Source organism: Sinorhizobium americanum, assembly GCF_001651855.1.
Taxonomy (GTDB): domain Bacteria; phylum Pseudomonadota; class Alphaproteobacteria; order Rhizobiales; family Rhizobiaceae; genus Sinorhizobium; species Sinorhizobium americanum.
Window position 1 is genome coordinate 1 of the sequence record NZ_LNQC01000066.1, and the last position, 19,518, is coordinate 19,518.

At 59.7% G+C, this 19,518-nt stretch carries 25 protein-coding genes and 2 pseudogenes; 13 read left to right on the forward strand and 14 right to left on the reverse strand.

The window, feature by feature from the left end; all coding sequences use genetic code 11:
- Nucleotides 1-83 precede the first annotated feature (83 nt).
- Nucleotides 84-656: tyrosine-type recombinase/integrase (locus ATC00_RS19960; protein ID WP_234782366.1), on the reverse strand; the 573-nt coding region annotated here is incomplete at its 5' end.
- 1 nt (nt 657) lies between these two features.
- Nucleotides 658-722: pseudogene (locus ATC00_RS34085) on the reverse strand (tyrosine-type recombinase/integrase); the annotation flags it as partial.
- A gap of 221 nt (nt 723-943) precedes the next feature.
- Between ATC00_RS34085 and ATC00_RS19965 the strand changes: the two are divergent.
- Nucleotides 944-1,255 carry a hypothetical protein gene (locus ATC00_RS19965; protein ID WP_234782367.1) on the forward strand — a complete coding sequence of 104 codons (312 nt, stop codon included), beginning with the start codon at nt 944-946 and terminating at the stop codon, nt 1,253-1,255.
- 22 nt (nt 1,256-1,277) lie between these two features.
- Here ATC00_RS19965 and ATC00_RS34090 read toward each other — a convergent pair whose 3' ends face one another.
- The 7 genes and pseudogenes from ATC00_RS34090 to ATC00_RS20000 form a co-directional block, all read right to left on the reverse strand.
- Nucleotides 1,278-1,463, reverse strand: coding sequence for a transposase domain-containing protein (locus tag ATC00_RS34090; RefSeq protein ID WP_412458400.1), 186 nt, complete (start codon nt 1,461-1,463; stop codon nt 1,278-1,280).
- Between the two features lie 30 nt (nt 1,464-1,493).
- Nucleotides 1,494-2,842, reverse strand: a pseudogene (gene tnpC, locus ATC00_RS19970) (IS66 family transposase); the annotation flags it as partial.
- A 68-nt stretch (nt 2,843-2,910) separates the two neighbouring features.
- On the reverse strand, nt 2,911-3,663 hold the full coding sequence (gene tnpB / locus ATC00_RS32235; protein WP_153045252.1) for an IS66 family insertion sequence element accessory protein TnpB: 753 nt from the start codon (nt 3,661-3,663) through the stop codon (nt 2,911-2,913).
- 48 nt (nt 3,664-3,711) lie between these two features.
- Nucleotides 3,712-4,050, reverse strand: a complete 339-nt coding sequence (locus ATC00_RS19985) for a site-specific integrase (RefSeq protein WP_064254082.1) — start codon at nt 4,048-4,050, stop codon at nt 3,712-3,714.
- 203 nt (nt 4,051-4,253) lie between these two features.
- A complete protein-coding gene (locus tag ATC00_RS19990; protein ID WP_234782368.1) occupies nt 4,254-4,391 on the reverse strand; it encodes a hypothetical protein in 138 nt (45 codons plus the stop codon).
- A gap of 78 nt (nt 4,392-4,469) precedes the next feature.
- Nucleotides 4,470-7,283, reverse strand: coding sequence for a hypothetical protein (locus tag ATC00_RS19995; protein WP_064254083.1), 2,814 nt, complete (start codon nt 7,281-7,283; stop codon nt 4,470-4,472).
- 3 nt (nt 7,284-7,286) lie between these two features.
- Nucleotides 7,287-7,688: a plasmid mobilization protein gene (locus tag ATC00_RS20000; RefSeq protein WP_064254084.1), complete on the reverse strand. Its 402-nt coding sequence runs from the start codon at nt 7,686-7,688 to the stop codon at nt 7,287-7,289.
- Between the two features lie 692 nt (nt 7,689-8,380).
- Between ATC00_RS20000 and ATC00_RS20005 the strand changes: the two genes are divergently transcribed.
- The 8 genes from ATC00_RS20005 (at nt 8,381) to ATC00_RS20040 (ending at nt 12,601) form a co-directional block, all read left to right on the forward strand.
- Nucleotides 8,381-9,094 (forward strand): ParA family protein, encoded by a 714-nt coding sequence (locus ATC00_RS20005; RefSeq protein ID WP_082912449.1) that lies wholly within the window; start codon nt 8,381-8,383, stop codon nt 9,092-9,094.
- On the forward strand, nt 9,087-9,524 hold the full coding sequence (locus tag ATC00_RS33615) for a hypothetical protein (protein ID WP_153045253.1): 438 nt from the start codon (nt 9,087-9,089) through the stop codon (nt 9,522-9,524). Before ATC00_RS20005 ends, ATC00_RS33615 begins: the two co-directional genes overlap by 8 nt.
- Before the next feature lie 3 nt (nt 9,525-9,527).
- Nucleotides 9,528-9,914, forward strand: a complete 387-nt coding sequence (locus tag ATC00_RS20015) for a hypothetical protein (protein ID WP_064254085.1) — start codon at nt 9,528-9,530, stop codon at nt 9,912-9,914.
- Between the two features lie 245 nt (nt 9,915-10,159).
- Complete coding sequence (locus tag ATC00_RS20020; protein ID WP_064254086.1) at nt 10,160-10,636, forward strand: helix-turn-helix transcriptional regulator; 477 nt, start codon at nt 10,160-10,162, stop codon at nt 10,634-10,636.
- A gap of 341 nt (nt 10,637-10,977) precedes the next feature.
- Nucleotides 10,978-11,229: a WGR domain-containing protein gene (locus tag ATC00_RS20025; RefSeq protein WP_064254098.1), complete on the forward strand. Its 252-nt coding sequence runs from the start codon at nt 10,978-10,980 to the stop codon at nt 11,227-11,229.
- Nucleotides 11,230-11,483: 254 nt separating this feature from the next.
- Nucleotides 11,484-11,954: a Ros/MucR family transcriptional regulator gene (locus ATC00_RS20030; protein WP_064254087.1), complete on the forward strand. Its 471-nt coding sequence runs from the start codon at nt 11,484-11,486 to the stop codon at nt 11,952-11,954.
- 57 nt (nt 11,955-12,011) lie between these two features.
- Nucleotides 12,012-12,203: a hypothetical protein gene (locus tag ATC00_RS20035; RefSeq protein WP_064254088.1), complete on the forward strand. Its 192-nt coding sequence runs from the start codon at nt 12,012-12,014 to the stop codon at nt 12,201-12,203.
- Nucleotides 12,204-12,310: 107 nt separating this feature from the next.
- A complete protein-coding gene (locus ATC00_RS20040; RefSeq protein WP_064254089.1) occupies nt 12,311-12,601 on the forward strand; it encodes a hypothetical protein in 291 nt (96 codons plus the stop codon).
- A gap of 399 nt (nt 12,602-13,000) precedes the next feature.
- Here ATC00_RS20040 and ligD read toward each other — a convergent pair whose 3' ends face one another.
- A complete protein-coding gene (gene ligD, locus ATC00_RS20045; RefSeq protein ID WP_064254090.1) occupies nt 13,001-13,972 on the reverse strand; it encodes a non-homologous end-joining DNA ligase in 972 nt (323 codons plus the stop codon).
- 135 nt (nt 13,973-14,107) lie between these two features.
- On the opposite strand from ligD, the gene ATC00_RS31325 reads away from it, so the two are divergent.
- Together ATC00_RS31325 and ATC00_RS31330 are read left to right on the forward strand one after the other, a co-directional pair.
- A complete protein-coding gene (locus ATC00_RS31325; RefSeq protein ID WP_072642848.1) occupies nt 14,108-14,611 on the forward strand; it encodes a hypothetical protein in 504 nt (167 codons plus the stop codon).
- Nucleotides 14,604-14,795, forward strand: a complete 192-nt coding sequence (locus ATC00_RS31330; protein WP_072642847.1) for a hypothetical protein — start codon at nt 14,604-14,606, stop codon at nt 14,793-14,795. The genes ATC00_RS31325 and ATC00_RS31330 overlap by 8 nt, the downstream gene beginning before the upstream one ends.
- 149 nt (nt 14,796-14,944) lie before the next feature.
- On the opposite strand, the gene ATC00_RS20055 is transcribed toward ATC00_RS31330, so the two are convergent.
- Nucleotides 14,945-15,418 carry a ProQ/FINO family protein gene (locus ATC00_RS20055; RefSeq protein ID WP_064254092.1) on the reverse strand — a complete coding sequence of 158 codons (474 nt, stop codon included), beginning with the start codon at nt 15,416-15,418 and terminating at the stop codon, nt 14,945-14,947.
- 363 nt (nt 15,419-15,781) lie between these two features.
- Here ATC00_RS20055 and ATC00_RS20060 point away from each other — a divergent pair, with 363 nt between their 5' ends.
- Complete coding sequence (locus ATC00_RS20060; protein WP_064254093.1) at nt 15,782-16,021, forward strand: helix-turn-helix domain-containing protein; 240 nt, start codon at nt 15,782-15,784, stop codon at nt 16,019-16,021.
- Nucleotides 16,022-16,157: 136 nt separating this feature from the next.
- Here the strand turns inward: ATC00_RS20060 and ATC00_RS20065 are convergent, their stop codons facing one another.
- From ATC00_RS20065 to ATC00_RS20075, 3 genes are all read right to left on the reverse strand, one after another.
- Complete coding sequence (locus ATC00_RS20065; protein WP_064254094.1) at nt 16,158-16,769, reverse strand: hypothetical protein; 612 nt, start codon at nt 16,767-16,769, stop codon at nt 16,158-16,160.
- 255 nt (nt 16,770-17,024) lie between these two features.
- Nucleotides 17,025-17,486, reverse strand: coding sequence for a transposase (locus ATC00_RS20070; protein ID WP_064254099.1), 462 nt, complete (start codon nt 17,484-17,486; stop codon nt 17,025-17,027).
- 584 nt (nt 17,487-18,070) lie between these two features.
- Nucleotides 18,071-18,688 carry a hypothetical protein gene (locus tag ATC00_RS20075; protein ID WP_064254095.1) on the reverse strand — a complete coding sequence of 206 codons (618 nt, stop codon included), beginning with the start codon at nt 18,686-18,688 and terminating at the stop codon, nt 18,071-18,073.
- Nucleotides 18,689-19,094: 406 nt separating this feature from the next.
- On the opposite strand from ATC00_RS20075, the gene ATC00_RS32810 reads away from it, so the two are divergent.
- Nucleotides 19,095-19,361: a hypothetical protein gene (locus ATC00_RS32810; RefSeq protein ID WP_064254096.1), complete on the forward strand. Its 267-nt coding sequence runs from the start codon at nt 19,095-19,097 to the stop codon at nt 19,359-19,361.
- Nucleotides 19,362-19,518 lie beyond the last annotated feature (157 nt).

The following is a 19,518-nucleotide window of genomic DNA, read 5'->3' on the forward strand; positions in this document are numbered from 1 at the left end:
CATTGGCTCGCCGCCACGCAGGACCATAGGCTCGGAAGATGTCAGCGACCTCCAGCTTTTGCCGGGACACCCCGGCACGCGCTTCATTCCAGCCGACGCCTCAGGGTCAGATCCTCCAACTGCTTCAGGCGCTCGAACGGGCTGATGGTGTCGCGGATCAACTTGGTGGCGACGTGGGTGTAGCGGGCGGTGGTGCTCAGCTTGGCATGACCGAGCAGAACCTGGATCACCCGCACGTCGGTGTTCGCCTCCAGCAGATGCGTGGCGAAGCTGTGGCGCAGGGTATGCAGCGTCGCGGGCTTGGCGATGCCCGCCATGTGCTTGGCCGCGGTGAAGGCCCGGTTGAGCTGGCGCGGCGAGATCGGATTGATCTTCGGCTTGCCGGGAAACAACCATCCCCGCGGACGCGCCTCCCGCCAGTAATCGCGCAGCAGATCCAGCAAGCCCGGCGATAGCATGGCCTTGCGATCCTTGCCGCCCTTGCCTTCTTCGACGTGGATCAACATGCGCTCGCTGTCGATGTCGGTGACCTTCAGGTGGCACACCTCCGAAGCCCGCAGCCCGGCGCCATAGCTGATGCTGAGCGCCGCACGATACTTCAGCCCGGGCCCGGGAGCCGCGGCGAGCAGGTCGGCGACCTCCTCGACGCTCAAGACNGCGAGCAGGTCGGCGACCTCCTCGACGCTCAAGACGACCGGCAGCTTCTGCGGCTTGCGTTGGAACGTAAGCGTCCGGTGAGGCAGCTTCGCGCTCACGGCCCGCCTTTACTTTACCGAAACGGCTCGTGCGATAACTTGCAGTTTGATCGCGTCAAAACAGCCAACATCGGCGAATGCCCAGAACAACAAAACGGCTACTGAATAAACTCCGAGAGGTCGAAGCGCTCCGAGGTGACCGTCGCTCACTACGTCGGGGGATGCTGTCAAGAGTTGGAAAAGGTATAGTGCGCTTTTTACGGGATTGGGTCCGTAATTTCGCGTTTCATCTCTCCGGGCCGCCGTTTCCCCGCCTCAGGAAAATCCTCGCTGCTATCGGTCTGGCGGCTATGGGGCCAGGGTATCTCTATGGGGTTATCAAGGCGATCATTGCCGGCGAATTCCGCAATCGCGGGGCGGTCATCGCAACCGCCAAAGAAGAACCTTTCGCATTCTACACCCTGACGCTAATTGGTGGCTTGGGGGCTGCCTTCGTTACCGCCTTTGGTGTTGCCTTGCTGGTCCTGATATTGAAAGGACGCCCGTCGCGCAGCGAGTGATCTAGTACCGCCGCGACAGATACTATCGATCTTGATGCCGCATGCTCCACGGGAGCAGTTCATCGATCCTATTGATCGGATGGTCGGCGATGCGCGTGAGGACGTCGCGAAGATAGGCCTCGGGATCGAGACCGTTGAGCTTTGCGGATTGGATGAGCGACAGGATCGCCGCGGCACGCTCGCCGCCCTTGTCCGATCCGGCGAACAACCAGTTCTTGCGGCCGATCGCGATCGGCCGGATCGCCCGCTCGGCGGCGTTGTTGTCGATCTCGATGGTGCCGTCGTCGAGGAAGCGGCAGAGCGACGCCCAGCGGGTAATCGCATAGCGGATCGCCTCGGCCGTGCTGCTCGAGCGCGGCAGTTCCGAAAGCATCTTGTCCCACCACCGACGTAGCGCCTCGATCTTCGGCTTAGCCTGGCTCTGCCGGACAGTCTTGCGCCTGTCCGGCGGTGCTCCGCGGATCGCATTCTCGAGTCGTAGAGGTCGCCGATCCGCACGAGCGTTTCTTCGGCGATCGGATGGGTTCCGAGGTTGGTGGTCAGGTCGAAGAACTTGCGGCGGACATGCGCCCAACAGGCCGCCTCTTGGATGGCGGCGGGTTCGTCGGGTTTGGTTGGCTCGTAGAGGTCGCGGAACCCGGCATAGCCATCGGCATGCAACGTGCCCGAGAAGCTTGCAAGGTGGGTCTTCGGATGCTCGCCCTTGCGATCCGGACTGTAGAAGTAGGAGACGGCGGGCGGCGTCTCGTCGCCCCAGGGGCGACCATCGCGGACATAGGTCCACAGTCGTCCGGTCTTCGTCTTGCCCCTGCCAGGCTCCAGCACCGGAACAGGCGTGTCGTCGCCATGCAGGCGGCTGGCGGCGAAGACGTGCGTGCGTAGTTTCGCGACGAGCGGCTCGAGCAGCGCACTGGCCTTTCCAACCCAATCGGCCATGGTCGAGCGGGAAAGATCGACGCCTTCCCGCGCATAAATCTCCGACTGCCGGTAGAGCGGAAGATGATCGCAATATTTGGCGGTGAGCACATGCGCGACCAACCCCGGTCCCGGTTTGCCGCGCTCGATCGGCAAGGACGGCATCGTTGCCTTGACGTCGTTGTCGCAGCCCTTGCAGGTGAAGCGCGGCTGCACATGGCGCACCACCCGGAAGGAGGCCGGAACATAGTCGAGCACCTCGGTGACGGCCTCGCCGTTGCGGATGAAGTCGGAACCACCGCAGACGGGGCAGGCGCAAGCCGCCTGGTGCACGATCTCCTGTCGCGGCAGATGATCTGGCAATGGCTGGCGGCTCGGTTTCGCCTTCTCTCGGCCGCCTGAGGTAGAACGGACCGAGCTCTCGACCTCCGCGTCCGCGGCTTCAATGTCTTCCAGCGCCAGCTCAAGCTGCTCGATCGAACGTTCGATCTTCTCCGACGAGGCACCGAAGCGAGCCCGTCGCAGAACGGCAAGCTGGGCCTTCAGCTTCTCGATCAAAGTGTCGCGCGAGCGCAGTTTCTGGCTTTGACGCGCCAGTTCCTCGGCCTGTGCGGCGATGATCGCGCGCAGGCTTTCGACGTCATCCGGCAAGTCGGCAAGGCGCTGTCCCATGGCCGGAACGTATAGCTGATTTGGCCTCAGCTCACCAGCTATCGCAATGGAAAGATTGGATTTTTATCCTATGCGACACGCGTCGGCGCAGACGTCCAGGACGGCCGCCGCCAGTCGATTCCTTCCCAAAGCATCGCCAGTTGCGCCGCCGTCAGACGGGCCGTGCCATCGGCAACCGAGGGCCACGGGAAGCGGCCTTTCTCCAGGACCTTGTAATAGAGGCAGAAGCCCTGGCCATCCCAGAACAGAAGCTTGATCCGGTTGCCGCGACGCCCGCGAAAGACGAACACCGATCCGGACGCCGGCTTTTGCCGCAGCGCCGTCTGCACAAGTGCCGTCAGTCCGTCGATCCCCTTGCGCATGTCGGTCACCCCGCAGGCGAGATAGACGCGCGCATTCGCACCCGGTCCCATCATGCTTCTTCCACCGACCGGATCAGGGCCTTCAGTGTTTCCGGCGCGATCGAGGCATCGACCTTCAGGATGCGGCCACATTTTGCAGCCGATCTCGATGCGCGACGGTTTTGCCGATCGTTTTGGTGCGAGCCATTCTGCTGGCGCGGCTCGATCCGTTTCGCCATCCGCATTCGACCCGATCAGCGCCACCGGCAACAACGTCACGCCTGATCCACCCGGCGGCCTGTTATCTCGGCCAAGCTTCTTGCGCCAGGTGTAGATTTGCTGCGGGAGAATGTCGTGCCGGCGGGCAATCTCGGCGATGCCAGAGCCGCTCGTCTCCACCTCGTCAAGAATCCGAAGCTTGTCCTCGTGCGTCCAGACACGGCGGCGCTCGACGCCCGTCAGAATCTCAACTCGCCCCATAAGTTCACCCTTGGCTACGTCGCTAACTACGGAATTAGCGACGTAACTTCAGCGCACTGGGCAAATTCTCCAAGACTGCTTCACCGGACGCTTACGTTGGAACTGCATGTACCGCTTCATCTCCTCGCGCCCGCAGGTGACCGCGAAAAAGAACCTGAGCGCGATGATCCGGACATTGAATGTCGAGGGCGTTACCCCGGCATTGGTCATGTGTAGCTGATAGGCCCGCAACTCCTCCGGCGTCGCCGTGTCGGGTGAGCGCCCCAGAAAGGCCGCGAAATCCTTGATCGCCCGGATGTGGCCTTTCTGCGCCTTGTCGCCCATCCCGCGGATGTGCATGTCCTCGATCATCCGCTCACGCAGCCGGGTAGTCTTCTCCTCTGTCATGGGACCCCCCTGTCCATTAGATTGAGAAGCCTCAATCGTCAGGCCAGGAACTCGAGACACAAAGAACCGCCGTCGATCAGGAAACGCACCGCCAGCAACAAGCGCCATTGCCGCGCGAGCGGCTTAGTCCATTCCACCCAAAGGCGTCAGGTCTGCACTAGGAATGGTACGATTGACGCCGATCTCGAAATAGAGCTGAGCCCTTAAAATGGCCAGAAGTCGGCAAGATAGCTTGCTGTGTCGTTTAGCCAAACCATCGTGTCACGATACCAGGCGGAAACTGTATCCAGTGCGACTTGCAACACGGCAAGGAAACCAACAAAAACGATAAGCGCGCCCATGACGGTTCCGAGCCCTTCATTGGCCTTGGGATCGGTACTGTCATAGATGTATTCGTGACGGTGATCTCGCATTGCCTCTTAACGGTCCCGGTCGTCGCGGTCGCGTTCCCTCTGTTGCATCTGTTCGCGCTCCAGCTCCTCGAGACGAGGAATATGCTGTTGGGCGGGGTCTGTCCGTGTCGTTTCTCCGCTGCGCTGGGCGGCTTCCTTATCCTTATTTAGACGATCTTCTAGGCGATTTGTAGCATCGACTGCGGACGCCAACTCGTGAGCTTCGCGCGTATCGTCGAGGTCGGGCTCTGCTTCCGCAAACTCTTTCGCCAGCTCGTTCATATAGGCGTCGAAATCCCTTTGGGGCGGCGGCGCTGCTATCTTGAAGTCCGTGTTGATCGTCACGCCATAAGCTCTCAGTTGCTCCAACTGCGGAGCAACACTGTCGATGTGACTTTCGTGCTCTTGCCGATCCCTCTCGATCGATGGCACGCAATCGACGCCACTCTCCCGATCGGAAGCGGCTTCCTCTTCATCATAGCCGTAGTCGGTTTCCGTCCGCGAGAGATCGAGAACATCCCCTGGTCCAAGCTTATCGAGTTGCCCATTCATATCCGCGAGGAATTGCCGTTCGGCAGATACCTCGTTTCGGGTCGCATAGCTGTCCTCTGAAATGTCGCTCAAACGCTCATTCAGGCGGTCAATCCGCTCGGCTATGACCGTCTGCACTGCCTTAATGACGTCTGCGCGCCCGTCATTCTGTCGGTCCTGCACTTCGGCTTGTTTTTCCGCGCGATCGATGGCCCCTCGCAAGTCCTGGTCCTGCTCGGCAACTTCTCGCAGGTAGCTGTTTCCTTCGACGGCCAATTGCGCAGCCCTCTCCATCGCCTGATGAAGGCCGGCTTGCATCCCGTCTTTGCGGTCGGCCGAAAACTCGCCAGCCTCGATCCGATCAAGTCCCTCTCGGTAGTGCTCGATTTCGATAATGGCCTCGTTGCCGGCCTCAACAACAGCCTCGCCGTGCTTGGCGACCGCAGCGTCCCACTCGTCGTTGACCGGATCACGCGGCTCGCTGCGAAGCGATTCGCCACCTTGCTCCGCCAATGCCTCTTTGCGCTGCTCGTAAAGGTCCACCAGCTCACGCTTCTGATTGACGAAATCTCGGGCCAGGCCGGCTACTTCGTCAAAGTCCGCCTGATCGTCCGCCGAGACCGACCGCTCCAACTTGAACAAGGCCGTCTCGACCTTCTTCTCGTAGGTCTCAAACTCTGCTCGTGACATTTCGCGCAATTCCTGACCCTCCAAAACCATCTCCTGCAATGTAGCCAAATTGATGCGGAAGTTCGATCCAAAATCCGCGCGAATGACAGTTCCGCTCGTCTCCGTTTGTGCTGTCGAAAGCCCAAATTCTAAGTATTCTCGATGCTGCGCGGCATAGGCCGCGACTTGGCGGTCGGCACCCGCAAGGGCGACCCTCTGCCACGATTCCTGCACCTTTATGATGTACTGTCGGCTCCGGTCGCTCTTTGCGATCGTGCGTCGGCCGCTACGCTTGGCGTCGTATCGCGCCTGCGCAGCCTCGCTCGTCCCGACATGCTCTGTGCGGCCTTCGCGGCTCACCGGCCGGACCTGGGTGCGCGTGAATGCCGGCGGGGCGGCAAACTCGCGCCGGTCGGTCATTTCCATCTCAATGCCGTGCTCCCGCGCCGTCTCTGCCATGACGGATCGCCATTCGCGAAACACGGCAGGCGTCGTCTCGATGCGATCACCGGAATCCGATTTCATCGCCACGATCGCATGGGCATGCACATGCGGACGCTTTCCCCCCTCCCCCGCCTCTTTCGGGTCGCTGGCAGGATCGTGCATGGCGAAGACATACCGATGCCCAGCAAACTGATGCGCCAGGAAGTCGCGAACAGCGCCTTCGAATGCGGCAACGTCGGTTCCGGCCCGAGCCGACATGATGACGTGCATCACGTCGCGGCTCTTGCGGCTGTGGAGCTCGCCGCGCCACTCCTTCTGCACCAGGTCGCCCGCGACCTTCTCATTCGCTATCGACTGGCCGCGATCGTCTCGAACGTCGTCATGCCGATCGACCAGCCCGCGCAAGCGGCTGGCGCCGAACTCGACGCCATTTCCGTAGCCATGAAACGAGAACTTCGCCGCAGCCTCGCCCGCGGCCGCGCTGGCGTCGTATCGACCCTGGATGATGCCGGCCGCCTTCACGTCGCCCGTTAGCCGCTCCCCCTGCCCGCTTCGCAATACGACAAGCCCCTGAACGGTCACGGAGCCGCCGTCATTTTTCGCGATCGCATAGGCATAGCGCCGGTCGCCAAAGCCGCTCGTCAGGGTGCTCCTCACCTGCTCGTGCAATGCCTCGTCCGATGCAAAGCCGGACGCAGCGATTTCGACGGAAAAACTCCCAATATCGCGGCTTTCTGCCCGGTTCTGAAAAAGGTGGTCCCAATCGCCACGGATGCGCGCCAATTCCTCCCGCCCCTCGAGGATCCTGCCGCTTTCATTCTCCACCTTCAGCTCGCCCCCGCGCGACACGTAATTCAGCATCGCACCGACGCGAGCACCGCCGCCATAAGAAGCCATTTTGACGACTGCCGGCTGACTTCCCTTTGCGACGGCCGCTAGCCGCACCTCCATCGGTCGGGCGCCCGTCGCCACCTGCGCTCGAGGACCCGCCCTGCCCTTCGATGCAGATCCACGTCCACCGGGTGCGCCACTTGAGCCTCCGCCGCCAACTGCAGCGCCGAGTTGAGCCAACTGCTTCAGGCGCTTTCGCATCTCTTCTTCGGCCGAAGCGCCTCGCCCGCCAGACGACATTTCGTGCAGCAGCGCTGCGCGCCGCTGCTCCCATTCGCTGGTGAATGCGCCAAAGAAGATTTCCAAGGGCTACTTCTCCCCTCGACGCTGATAACCAGCTCGCCGGGTCAGAGCACGCAGCTCGCTCATCACGGCCGCTTGAACCCGCTGCACGTTCTCAAGGTTGATGTCCAATTCGCTTGGGTGGACACCACGGCCGCTGTTGAGCGCCCTCGCGACTTGATTCAGGTTGATCCCGATCATCCGCATGTCTTCGAGCAGAGCCGCCATGACCAGGCGGTCATCGCCGGTCAACATCGGCCGAACCCCCGCCCCCTCCAGAAGCAGCGACCGGAAAAAGCTGGATACCGTCATGTCGGCATCCTCGGCGGCCTTCTCGATCGCCGCATGCTCGTCACCCGTGACGCGCACATGCAAAGTGCGATCCTTCTTCGTCGGCTCGAGAAGAGCGTTGAATTTCCCGTCATCCATTTGGCCGTTGGCCCCCTACTGGCGCTTGCGTCAGATGATCGAGGGCTCGTCCCTCGATTGCAGGAAAAGGGCGTAGCACATTTTTCCGTATCCTGCCCCTCCAAATTGTAGGGGGAATTCAACCAAAACAACCTCGAGCTGCCCTCGCTACTCTCGGCCTCTGCTTTGCGGACCGGGACTTCGCCCCGGTCATAGAACGAGGAACGCTCACCAGGGTTCACCTCAGAAATCCGCTTTTGAAGGCCTTTGTCTGCCCCTCGTACTCAGCGGCAAGGGACGCTCCGCTCTCCGCCCTTGCCGCTTCCGTTTCGAGCGTCAAAGCCTTACGCGGCTCCGGGGTTCACTGATCGGGCGGAGCGTTTAGGTTGACGCTGCACCGAACGCCGCCGAATGAAACAGCCGTCCGTCACCATGCCAATGTCATGTTGATATTTCACACGAGTTAGCAGCACGACCTTTCCACATCATGTGTCTAAATGGCGGATGCGAAATGCTTTCTCATCATGTGGAAAATTGTTCACATCCTGTATCGGGGGTTTAGTTGGCTCGATTGACTACACGGGGCGGTAGTGCAATGATTCCACTTCGTAACGGGCGATTGCTCGCATCGTGTGCAAGTGCGACGTGGACGCTCCGTTGGTCCGCGACGAACTGCCGGAATGACTTTGGACCAGCAAAGGGAGTTGCGACGCTTGCCACTATTTATTTCTGCCGTGAGCGGCAAAGGTGGGGCTGGGAAGACAACAGCAGCAATCTTGATCGCCGGGGAGTATGCGCTTCAGGGGAAGCGTGTGCTTCTCATCGATGCAGACGGCCGCCAAAATCTGCAGGAATGGTGGAAGCGCTGTGAAGCAAAGGACAACCTGCCTGCCAACATTGAGCTCATAACCGCCGCGCGCCAGACCACCGTTCAGCAGCTCTTGGAGAACGAGGCGAATAAGTTCGACGTCGTTTTGATGGACTCGCCCGGCCAGGACACCGTCCTAAGGGACACGATCATCGCGGGCTCCGATATTGTGCTGACGCCGATCCAGCCGAACCAGGACGAGATCAAGGCGGCAGGACAGGCCGCGGCCGACACGGCCGATATATCCGACAAGGTAGGGCGGTTAATCCCCCACGCCAACGTCGTCACGAGGATCACCATGCCGGCGAAACTGCTGGAAGCCTACCGCCTGATCAGGCCGTTCGTGCAGAACCTGCAGGAAGGGGGCTACGACTCCTATCTGCTCAAGACCGAGCTAATGGAGCGAAATTGCTATCGCGAAATTCGAAACGGCTATGGGACGGTTCAAATGCTCGAGCTCACAGAGTCGGTGAAAAAAGCGAGAGTGGAAGTGATGAACCTGGTTCGGGACAGCGAAGCGCTTTTGGCTGGCGAGAAAGAGGTAGCAGCGAATGGCTAAGGGTCAAACGACCGTCTCCGACTTTGCAGTCGCGCCGCGTCGCAGCCGCTCAGTGGAGCAAGCTGCGATACCGGCAGACTCAGCAACGAAACTGGCTGAGCTGTCGACAGAAACCAGGAATGCAGATCAGCCTCAAGAGCCTGCACTGCTCGGCCCTGAGACTGATCAGCCGGCTAATCGTCTGATCGCCCCGACACAAGAAGCTCGGCGCGAACGGGCCACCGCGCGAGCATTGCAGCGAGAGGATTCGAGAGTTCGCTTGCGCGACCTGAAGAGGGCGCGCGATCGGGAGTCCAAGCACTATGTCAACTGCCCCCTGGATTACGACACGAAGATGCGGCTGCAAAAGGCCTCGATAGAGAATGACGTCAAGATGACGCTCATCATGAAGGCCGCTATCGATCAGTTCCTCAAAGATAACGGCTATTAACCGATGTTAGGCCGCGGCTTCCTCCTTGGCGTGGCCGTTGGCTGCGTCCTCGGCGTATATATTGCTCCCCATCTCGGCCTCTCGACCGCCGGTACGGGGCACTTTTCAGAAAGCAATTTGCCTCGATTGGATATTCGGAGAGCCGTACCCGAAAATGCTACTTGGCCGACCGACGATCAGGCCAAAGTCCAGCTCTTCGGACTATCCAAATGGGATATAAGTAAGCATGGCAACGGATCAAAAGTGATCGTCAATCGTTGCATCCGAATTGCGGATCCGGAGATCGCTTGCGAGCTTTCCGCGCACCTCAAGTGGATCGAGGTCGAAACGCGCATCGAGGCGGTTTTTCAACGCAAAGACGGCGACTGGAAGATGATAGCCGCGAAGTAATTATTTTTCACGGCTGCTTCGCCATTCTAAGCGCGAAGTTCATAGCTCGATACTCGGGCGTGCTGAAGCATTTTGATCCATCTCTGCAACAAGCTTGCGCTCGCAACTTCCCCCAAAAAGTTAGGGAAAATCGCTGTGATTCTTAGGAGACCATGGTCCAAAGTACTTCAATGTGGTGCATAGTGGTCGCTGCGGAACGGTATTTACAGAAAGGGTAAGGTCGAGTGACGGATGCAGTCAGCTTAATGAGCGCACGAGGTTTGGTTGAAGTAGCCGATCCGGAATTTGATAGGCCGGTCTTCCGCCAGTCGGGTTTCGACGGCACCCTTACCGCAAAGGAGATGGATGAAAAGATCTCCGCCTGGCTCAAGAAAACGCGCGAGACGAAAGGCATCTCGCGCGCCGATTTAGCGCATTTGCTAGGACTCTCGGTGTCTGTTTACAGCCGGTACGAGCGAGGCTCAGAAGCTCGGATGTCGGTCCCGCGGCTGATTCATCTCTGTGAGATCATGGGCTTTATGCCCCTCGATATGATCTTTGACACAGCGCCGCACTTGTGGGGCAAGACGCCGGAAGAAGCAGAGGATCGCCTGACATTGATGAAGCTTATCGAAGGATTGCCGCCCGACACCATGCACGATCTGATCCGGCTTCTGAAACGCATGATGCCAGGCGAACAAGCGGCGGAAGCTGTTGCCACCAGCGTGAGTGAAGGCAGCTAAGCGGCCGTCCTTCAAGCTGGTCGGTACGGCCAGAAAAAAACGGCAGCCGCCCCACCCCCGTTTACCACAGGCTTCGGCCTTCTCTTCGGCGCAATGTGAGAGCGCGTTCAGGCCTCCGCCTGCTTCGCTCCGCCCAAAGGCGGAGTGGAAAACGGGAGCGGCCCGGAACTTTTCTCAGCACAACTGTCGCGGCCAAAGTGCCATCGAAAATTCGCGCTTTGTCGCAATGGTTGCGAGCGCCGCCGACTTTCGAGCGCCGCATCAAATTCTCGAATCGGTCAGCGAGATCGATTCAGAAATGTCATTGGACGGCGAATCCTCGAACGGCCAAGCTCGCAAGCATGACCCAGCACTGGTTCCGCCTGCATATTCAGCGAATTGACGCGACCAAGAACATGGCGCGCTATTACACAATGTCGATCGAGCCGGATCTCTTCGGCGGCGCTTCGCTCGTCCGCCACTGGGGCCGGATCGGCACCCGAGGCAAAGAACGCGTAGATCTGTTCAAGGATGAGCGTCAGGCGATTGGACACTTCCTTTTCTTGGCTCGCCAGAAGCGAGCGCGCGGGTACAAGCCCCTGCCGCGCTCTTGATCTCTGAAGTCGATGCTTACCTCGCCGCGCCAAAAGGATGCCGGTGAACTTCGGCGAAAGCCAATAGGCAATCACCACAGAAAACTCGAGAGACTCTGCGGTTTCAAATCCGCAAGGACGTCAGAAATGAAGAACAAGAAACGTCAAAACTGTCGATAGTTATCGCCTTTCTCGAGCGCCGCCTTCCTTCCGACCGAAATACCTGCTTCTTACACGCACGAGATTACAATTGGGAAATGCTGCGGAGAAGAACATTGACGGAATCGCCCTCAGAGATAAAGGAACGGAGACTTGAGCTCACCAGCCGCATTGTGTCCGCCTATTTGAGCCGCAATGTCATCCCCGCAAGCGAACTCTCCCATCTTATCCAGCAAACCTACGAGTCGCTGGGAAGTTCTCGACCATCCAGAACCCAGCCTAACATCGAGGAGCAACGCCCCGCCGTTCCGATCAAGAAATCCGTGACAGATGACTTCATCATATGCCTGGAGGACGGCAAGAAATTCAAATCGCTGAGGCGCCACCTCATGGCGAGCTACGGTCTGACACCCGAGCAGTATCGCGAAAAGTGGGAGCTTCCAGCCGACTACCCGATGACAGCTCCGAACTATGCCCGACAGCGCGCGGAACTCGCGCGTGCGACGGGGCTGGGAAGGAAATCTGCATCAGTGCCCGCTGAAGCCTCCACTCCTGTTCGCAAGAAGATAGGCCTGAAGTTCGGCTGATGGGAGGCCCGAGCTTGGCGGATCATATGCGAGCATGTCGACAAAGAAGGACAGCCAATGATCGACTGGCGAGACCTGACTGAAGAAGATGCTATCGACGCAGCGGTGGATGAGCACGGCAAAGACGCCACGACATCGGTCGCCTACTGCGCTCTTGAATCGTACCGCGGCGTCGACACGCCGGAGTACCGCTTCTGGTTCGGCCTTTTCCTGAAGCTGGCGAAGCGCGAGCACGTCGGTTGGGCTTGAGACTCGACTGCCCAGCTATGAGTTGGGCGAGTCCCCCACAGACCAGGGGCTGATTGCCGAGGACTCGCACTGTACAGATTCCACCAAGAGCAACTTGCTGCAGTACGATGAGCCTCACGACCGATTTCATCGCAGAGCTGATCAGGGCGGCGAATGTGCCCGGCCAGCTGACACACTATGAGATAAGCCGGCTCCTTGACCGCTCGATAGACACCATCCGCGACATGCGCGAGCAAACTGGCGCTGAAGACGCCCATCATGCACGAGATGTCCTGATCGATCTCCGGATATCATCGGAGAGGGCTCGTGACCTTTCGGCGGAAGAGGTCAGGGATGCTCTGGTGGATGCGGCCGACGTCATCAGGACACTGAAAATCCTCTTGGAACGGACACTGTGAGATCCCGATCGGCAGCGATACCGCAGGGCATAAATCCTGCCGGCATTTTCATCGGGCGCCTTCCTGAGGAACTACTTCAGCGGCTGTGTAACCGCCAAGGATGGGCGCGGTGACCTCGACCCTTGGGTGGTTGCCGTGTTGCTCGAAGAGCATCCCTCGGGAGGCGAAGAAGCGGAAGCCCCCGCCGCAAGGCTCTTCACCATCTACCGGTGCGCCACATCGAGTTGCTGAAGACGCTTGCCATCGCGGAGAGCAGGCCTCCAAACGAGTCCGGGTGGCGCGTTGCCGTCGGCAGCTGATTGAAGCTCATATCCCCTGCTATCATCTGCCTATCACCTGTAGAGGGTGACGAAACTTACGAGCGAGCGTGTGACAGCGAATTTCTCGGCGTGCATCCATTCAAAATGCAAACACCCCGGCATCGTCGGCCCGTTCCCTGATCCCCTTGAAAGACGGATGCCGCAGTTTGCCGTCCTCCGTCCAGGCGCGATACTCGACCTCGGCGATAAGCAGCGGCTCAGTGAACACGGCGCCCTTGCGCTGCAACTTGACGGCCGCTGCTTTGGTCGCAAGGCCATCGAGGAGCCCACGAAGCGTCACCGCTTCCTGATAGCTCCAGCCCGTCCCGCAGCCACCGACATACTGAAGCCCTTCCCCCTTTCTCGCCGCCAGCAGCAGCCGGCCGACGGCGCCTGGCATCGTCGAGGGCTCGTAGCCGACAATCACGAAGCTGTCGCTGCGAACGCATTTGATCTTTTGCCAGTGGCCGGCCCGGCCGGACCGATAAGGTCTGTCGATTCGCTTGGCAACAATGCCTTCGAGACCGTGCTCGCAGGCGATCCGAAGGAATTCTTCCCCGTCGGCCTCGACTTCTTCTGACAAGCGGATCGCACCTTCCCCACCGGCCATGAGCGGCTCCAGTTGCCGTCGGCGTTCGCGGAGCGGCAGCCGGCGCAGGTCACGACCGTTGAGATAGAGGAGGTCGAAGACGTAGAGGACGATCGCCCCGGCTTCATAGGCCGATGGCCGGCGGCCGAGTGCCCGCTGAAGCATGCCGAAGTCCGCCCTGCCTTGGTCGTCGAGCACGACCGCCTCACCATCGAAAATGGCGGTTGCCATTTTCAGCCGGCGCGCGTCATCGGCGATCGTCGGGAAGCGGTCGGTCCAATCGTAGCCGCCCCGCGTGATGATCCGCACGCGACCCGGCTCGACATGGACGGCGAGCCGATAGCCGTCCCATTTTACCTCGAAGACCCAGTCGGCCCCCGTCGGTGGCTTGTCGACGAGGATCGCCAGGCATGGGTCGACGCGCGCCGGCATCGGATCCGAAGGAGGAAGATCTGCGGTATTCTTCGATGGTGCTCTGGTCATCGACGATTAACGCACGTCTCCAGCAAACCGTCGCATTGACAATCGGGATGATGAGAACATAATAGGAACATTCCTCGGCGGATGCGGCGCGCCAATCCATTATTGAGAGGCTCTTTAGCCAGAAAGGCGCGCAGCATGCGAACCCTTGAAGATGAGATCGAAGCCGCGATCGCGGTCGATCTCGCCACCCTGCGACCGCATCAAAGACGAGCCTATGCCGGTCTCGACCAGTATCGCCGACCAGTCGAGGCGCGCGGCATTCCGGAACTCGCGACCACCATTGCCGATTCCTTCGGCGCCTTTGCGATCTTCGACGTCGAGACAGTGCTGCGGCATCCGCAGATCGCGCCCTACCTGGCGCGGACGCTTTACGCCGTTCCGCTCGAACTGCGACGCGCTGCCTGTGACCGTGATCGGCTGAAAGCGGAATGCGCCCGCAAGGAAATGGCCCGGGTGATCTCGTCCGCCTTGCTGCAACGATACCATTTCGAGCGTTTGAAACACGTCAGCGCTTCGTGCCATCCGAATTGGAACGAGGCGTTTGAGCAGCAGTTCGGCGCCGGCCGGCGGAATTCGAGCCTTGAAGCCGATGCCGGCGGCCATAGCTCAGAACCACGAGGTGTCGCTTCCGATGAGTGACGAAACCAACGCGGCGGCCAAACCACGCCGGGACATGGAGCTCTACGTTCACTACTGCGAGCACCCCGGCTGCTCGAAATGGGGCAGTTTCGGTTTCGCGGCAGGCAGAGGCGAGCCGAACTGGTTCTGCAGCGAGCACCGCCCCGAGTGGAAGTTGCGCCATGAGGCACAGCCGCGGCATTAATCTTGTTCCCAAGATGACCGCGACAGATCCCGAGCGTGGATCTCCGCCTTGCCGATCTCGACGAAGAACAGATAGTTGTCCTTGTTTTTTCCGCAGCGCCCCACAACGGAGCATCTGCCCAGTTCGTTCAGAGTTCGCTCGACGAAATGTCAGGGACCAAAGCGGCGGCTGGGTAAGCGGCGGCGCTTCGTCTCGACGATAAACCCCTGAGGCTTACTGGGCGAAAGTTTCGCCTTGCTGTCGAGCATGGGATTCGGTTTCGCCAACGCTGCCAGCTCTTCTGGCTGGGGCAACTGCGTCGTGTCTGCCATGCCGAAACGAGCCTGCAACCACGCCTTGGCCGTTGCCGCGTCTGCTTCCGTCACTTCCCCCGCGGCATCACCGTTGAGATCAACACGCGTCACGCCCGTGCGTAATTGGGCCAGGTATTTGTCCCTTCGGGTATAGGCGCGGAGCGCCCTATTCAGATCCTCGTCGGACAATCCGCTATCAAGCGCCCGAATGTCTCCACGAATGCCGATCTTGAGCGGCTTCGGCTCTTTCGCATCGAAGGTACCGGGCCATCGTTCCGAGAGATAGCGAAACAGCGCGGATGGTGATTTGCGTTTTTGTTCGGTCGGCATGGTGAACGTCGTCGGGCTTGCTGCAGTGCACAATGAATTAGCATGAATGTTTGGTATTGCCCATGGGAAAACAGGAAACGTCTTTAGCCACGAATCCGCGAAGCCTTCGCCCGGTCAATTTCGGGTTCCGATATCCCCCGCCTTTAGGCTAACTCCCTGTCCACGGAGAATTCCAGAGGTGGATAGATCCCGCGGATCAAGGCGTGCGCGGAACGCCACCTGGCGGGTGCCTTGTAACCGCGATATCTTGGAACTATATTGCGGTGCAACATCAATGATCCTGCCAGCCGACATATTTGTGGCTGCAGGTTTCCTTTTGGAAAAGAGCGCGCGCTCCTGGCGCATTATCGAAGGAGTCATTTCATGACAAAGGCTACCATCAACCTGGACGCTGGCACGTGCCGAGGCCGCGTCGATATAGGTTTCGCTGTCAAGCAATCTCGCGAGGCCGTGGGATATAGCGTCGAGGACCTCTCCCTGACCTGCGGCCTCACTGGCGCCGAAATCACAAGGATTGAACTGGGTGCTGATGTCGATCCCGGCAGGCTCAGGCGCATCGCCGCTGCACTCCAGGTGCCGACCTCCACGTTCCGTCCGGCTTAGCAAATCGTCTCACACCCAAGCTCTCAGTAGTGAAAGGTGCCAGAACCGGGGTGGCATCGGGTAGCGCAGCTCGCGCAGGCTGTCCGCGGAACTTGCACCTCAGCGGGTTTCATTGCCCCGACCCGGTGCCACCTCGCTATTCGGCATCAAAGCGTTCGAGCATCTCCTTAAGCCGGACGTTCTGTGCACGAAGCTGTTCGGCCAGCAACCTCTTCAGACGCTTGTTCTCTGCTTCCAGGGCTGCAAGCTCGTCGAGCGAGATCGGATTGTCGATAGGCCTGGCTTCCGCCTTTCGACCCTCGTAGCCACGCTTCGAGTTGTGCGCGATCGTCTGGGCGGCGGCGCGCTTGGCGCGCTTTCGAGGAGTGCCCGCTGATGTCGTTCGCGGCGGTGATGGCGGTTGGCTTTCCTGCGCTTGCACAACCGCTTCGGCCGGATGATCGGCCTCATTGTGCTTCGAGACACCGACCTCTACGCCGTCGGCAGAGACTATCGCTGCTAGTGCACCGTCGACATAGTCGGCGCGTACGCTGACAGACTCTGCATTGAGCGGATCAGCCGGCCGAGCTTTAGCTGAGGCCCGCGTTACAGGTGCTTCATTTGAGTCGAACAGATGCGGCGCCGTATCTTCCGCTTCGCGGGACAAAGCCTTGAGATCTGTGTCTCCCCAGATTGAGCTTGTCTGGGCTTTTGGCTGGCGTCGCCCCGACTTGAATTCAACAACGAATCTCCGTTGTGGCGTCTTCATCTACTTCCAATCCCAAGCACCGTGAAAAATTGAAACGCCGATTGGCGCGCTGCGTTCCTGCAGGCGCACCAATACAGCCCTTCCTCGCGCGCTTCAACCGCTCGCCAGCCTCGCAGCCGGCACGCCTTCCACCCGACAAGTGCGGGGAACAGCAGGGCTTTCGTTTGCCGCGACAATGCCAAATAGGGATAAAAGCGTCTGGCGCAACACGGGAGGACGCCGAAGAGACTGTCCCCCGCGCATTTCCGGTCCTTGTTAGTCGAGACCGAGCCTCTTGCGCAGTTCGGCATTTTCGGCGCGCAGCTTCTCCGCCAGTTGCTTGCGGAGCCTCTGGTTTTCCTCTTCGAGCTGGACAAGATCTGCCAACTCATCGCCGGCCGTAACGGGCTTGGTAACCTTCGTGGCCTTTTTTTCCACGGGCTTGGCAGCACCTTTCCACTGATAGTAGGTCTGCTCCGATATGGCGGCGCTCTTGATAGCGTCCTTAAGCGTGCTGCCTTCGGTGACTTGCCTCTCGATCAGCTTGAGCTTCTCGCTCTTCTCTTGATCGGAATACCCTCTGCGTTTAGCGGCCGCCGCCTTTGATGTAGCTTGCGCCGGTTCGGCAGCCGCCTTCGGAGGCCGTGGCGACCTCTGCTTCTTAGCCGTTGGTGCTTTCACTTCTGCGTCCGTCGCCCCAGCCACAGCAACTGGTGCCGCATTACTCTCGTCAGCCATCAGCATTTCCCTCCTTTAGTGATCGTCTGTTTTCGGCTGAGTGCACCACAGAGTCAACACAACCATCATGGTTCTGCTTTACGGATCGTTGAATTTGCTGGTTCCTGGCTGACGATCGACGCTGAGGCTCCCCGCTCTCATGTGAAATAAACGGCGCCCTGGCTTGCCACTAGCGCCCAACTTGACGATCGAGGCGACCCTTACGGTTCGGCACGAGCGCGAACGGTATGGATGCGCAGGGCACCTCCTCCTAGAGATCATGCCGCCGTCACGGCAAGCACGGTCGTCAACTCAGTTGCTTGGCCCTCTACTTCCGCTTTTCCAACCGACGCACTTTGGACACGCAAAATACTGCGCCTGAGATCAGCCTATAAGTTTCAAGCATGGGTTCGCGACGACCTGGGCTTGAGCATTGTCGCGGGGCTGTCCTGAGAGTGCAGCGCGCCCAGCGGCGAGTACACTGAGCCGATTGATGCTGCCTGATCAGCAGGCTCTCGCACTCTTTTAAGTGAGTGGCGGCGGCGAGGCCTTCGCCGCCAGGTAAGGATGACGCAAGTGCACGCTTATCGGGAGCGCCGCCAAGCTCACGATACGTCGAACCGCTCGAGCATCTTCTTAAGCTGACCGTTCTGCAGCTGAAGCTTTTGAGCGAGGTGAATCCTCAGCGTTTTGATTTCTTCATCGAGTGTTGCCGCTTCATGGAAGAACAAGTCCCGTGAAGACGAGGGCTGCACGCTTTGCTGGGGCTTTGCGGCGACGGCGCTCTGCGCAGTCGACCCGCCGTTGGCGCTCTTACCACGTAGACGCCTGACCCGCGGTTTGTCATGCGACCTTGTGCTTGCCGCGCTTTTTGGAACCAATGAATTCGCTTCGGCACCTGAATGGTCGACGTCATGACGCGCAGTTGCTTGAGCCTCTTCAGCATCAATCGCCTGTGTTAGCGCCTGCGCGACATCGTCATCTTCTTTCGCCTTATCCGATGCCATCGACTCCGATGCCATTGACGCCTGATCAACCGAGACTTCCTCATCATGAGCGGGTGGGCTGGCAGCGATCCTCAAACTCAGCCGAAGTGCGGGCGTATGCTCCGCTTCGCTCTCGAAAGCCTTGGGATCGGCGCTATTCCCGATCGAACTCTGTTGCGCTTTCGCCGACGGTCGCCGCGACGTCAGTTGGGCAAGGAATTTCCACGGTGTTTTCATAATCCCACCTTGAGCAAGCCGGACGGAGATGCTGTTGAGCTATTGTTTCCCGCCCGGTCATCTTTGTGACCGGGAGTGGTTCGAAGCCTGTATTCGCCCGAGCGAAAGACGGGTTAACAAAGCCGCCTATCGGCAGAGGCGCCCTGCAACACCTTATCACGACGAGAGCGGAATCCATGGCAAACCTCATGTGATTTGCAGGTTTGCACAACTTCGTTCTCAGGACCGATGCGCCGGCGTTCCTTCATGGTTCAATGTGCTTATGCCGACAACGCCCCAATGTTCAGAGATTTTCGATGGAGGGCGACCCGCGATGCTTCCGACCGGAAAGTACTTAGCACATCCGACTTCCCCGGCGGAAGTCCGGCGCCGCACGTAGCGCGGCATCAACAAGGATCAGCATAACATGCCGATCCGCGATTTCATCGACACCATCGGCCGCAGCTGCCACCGCTGGACGCACCCGGCGGAACATCAGCGCTGCGGTCTCGGCTGCGATGACCTCTACGTGTTCATGCCGAAGCCGGCGGCCGACGGCTATGCCGAGCAGACTGCAACGCGCCGACCGGTGAGCGTTGCACAAGCATTGCAACCAAAAAAGGGGGGCCCGCTTTCGCAAGGCCCCGCTTCGCCAATCAGCCAAAACACAAGTCATCAAACAGAGGGAGATTAGGCGGCTCCCGCTGTCAAACGCCTGTCGACGCCCTCAAAAAGTCCCGCGCTATTTCTTCGCCAGATATGCGTTGCAAATCGCTCACGTCCCCCATTTGGGTGAATGACACTTTGCCCGATCTGGTGTAACGCAACGGCAAGGCACAATTTCCACTCGC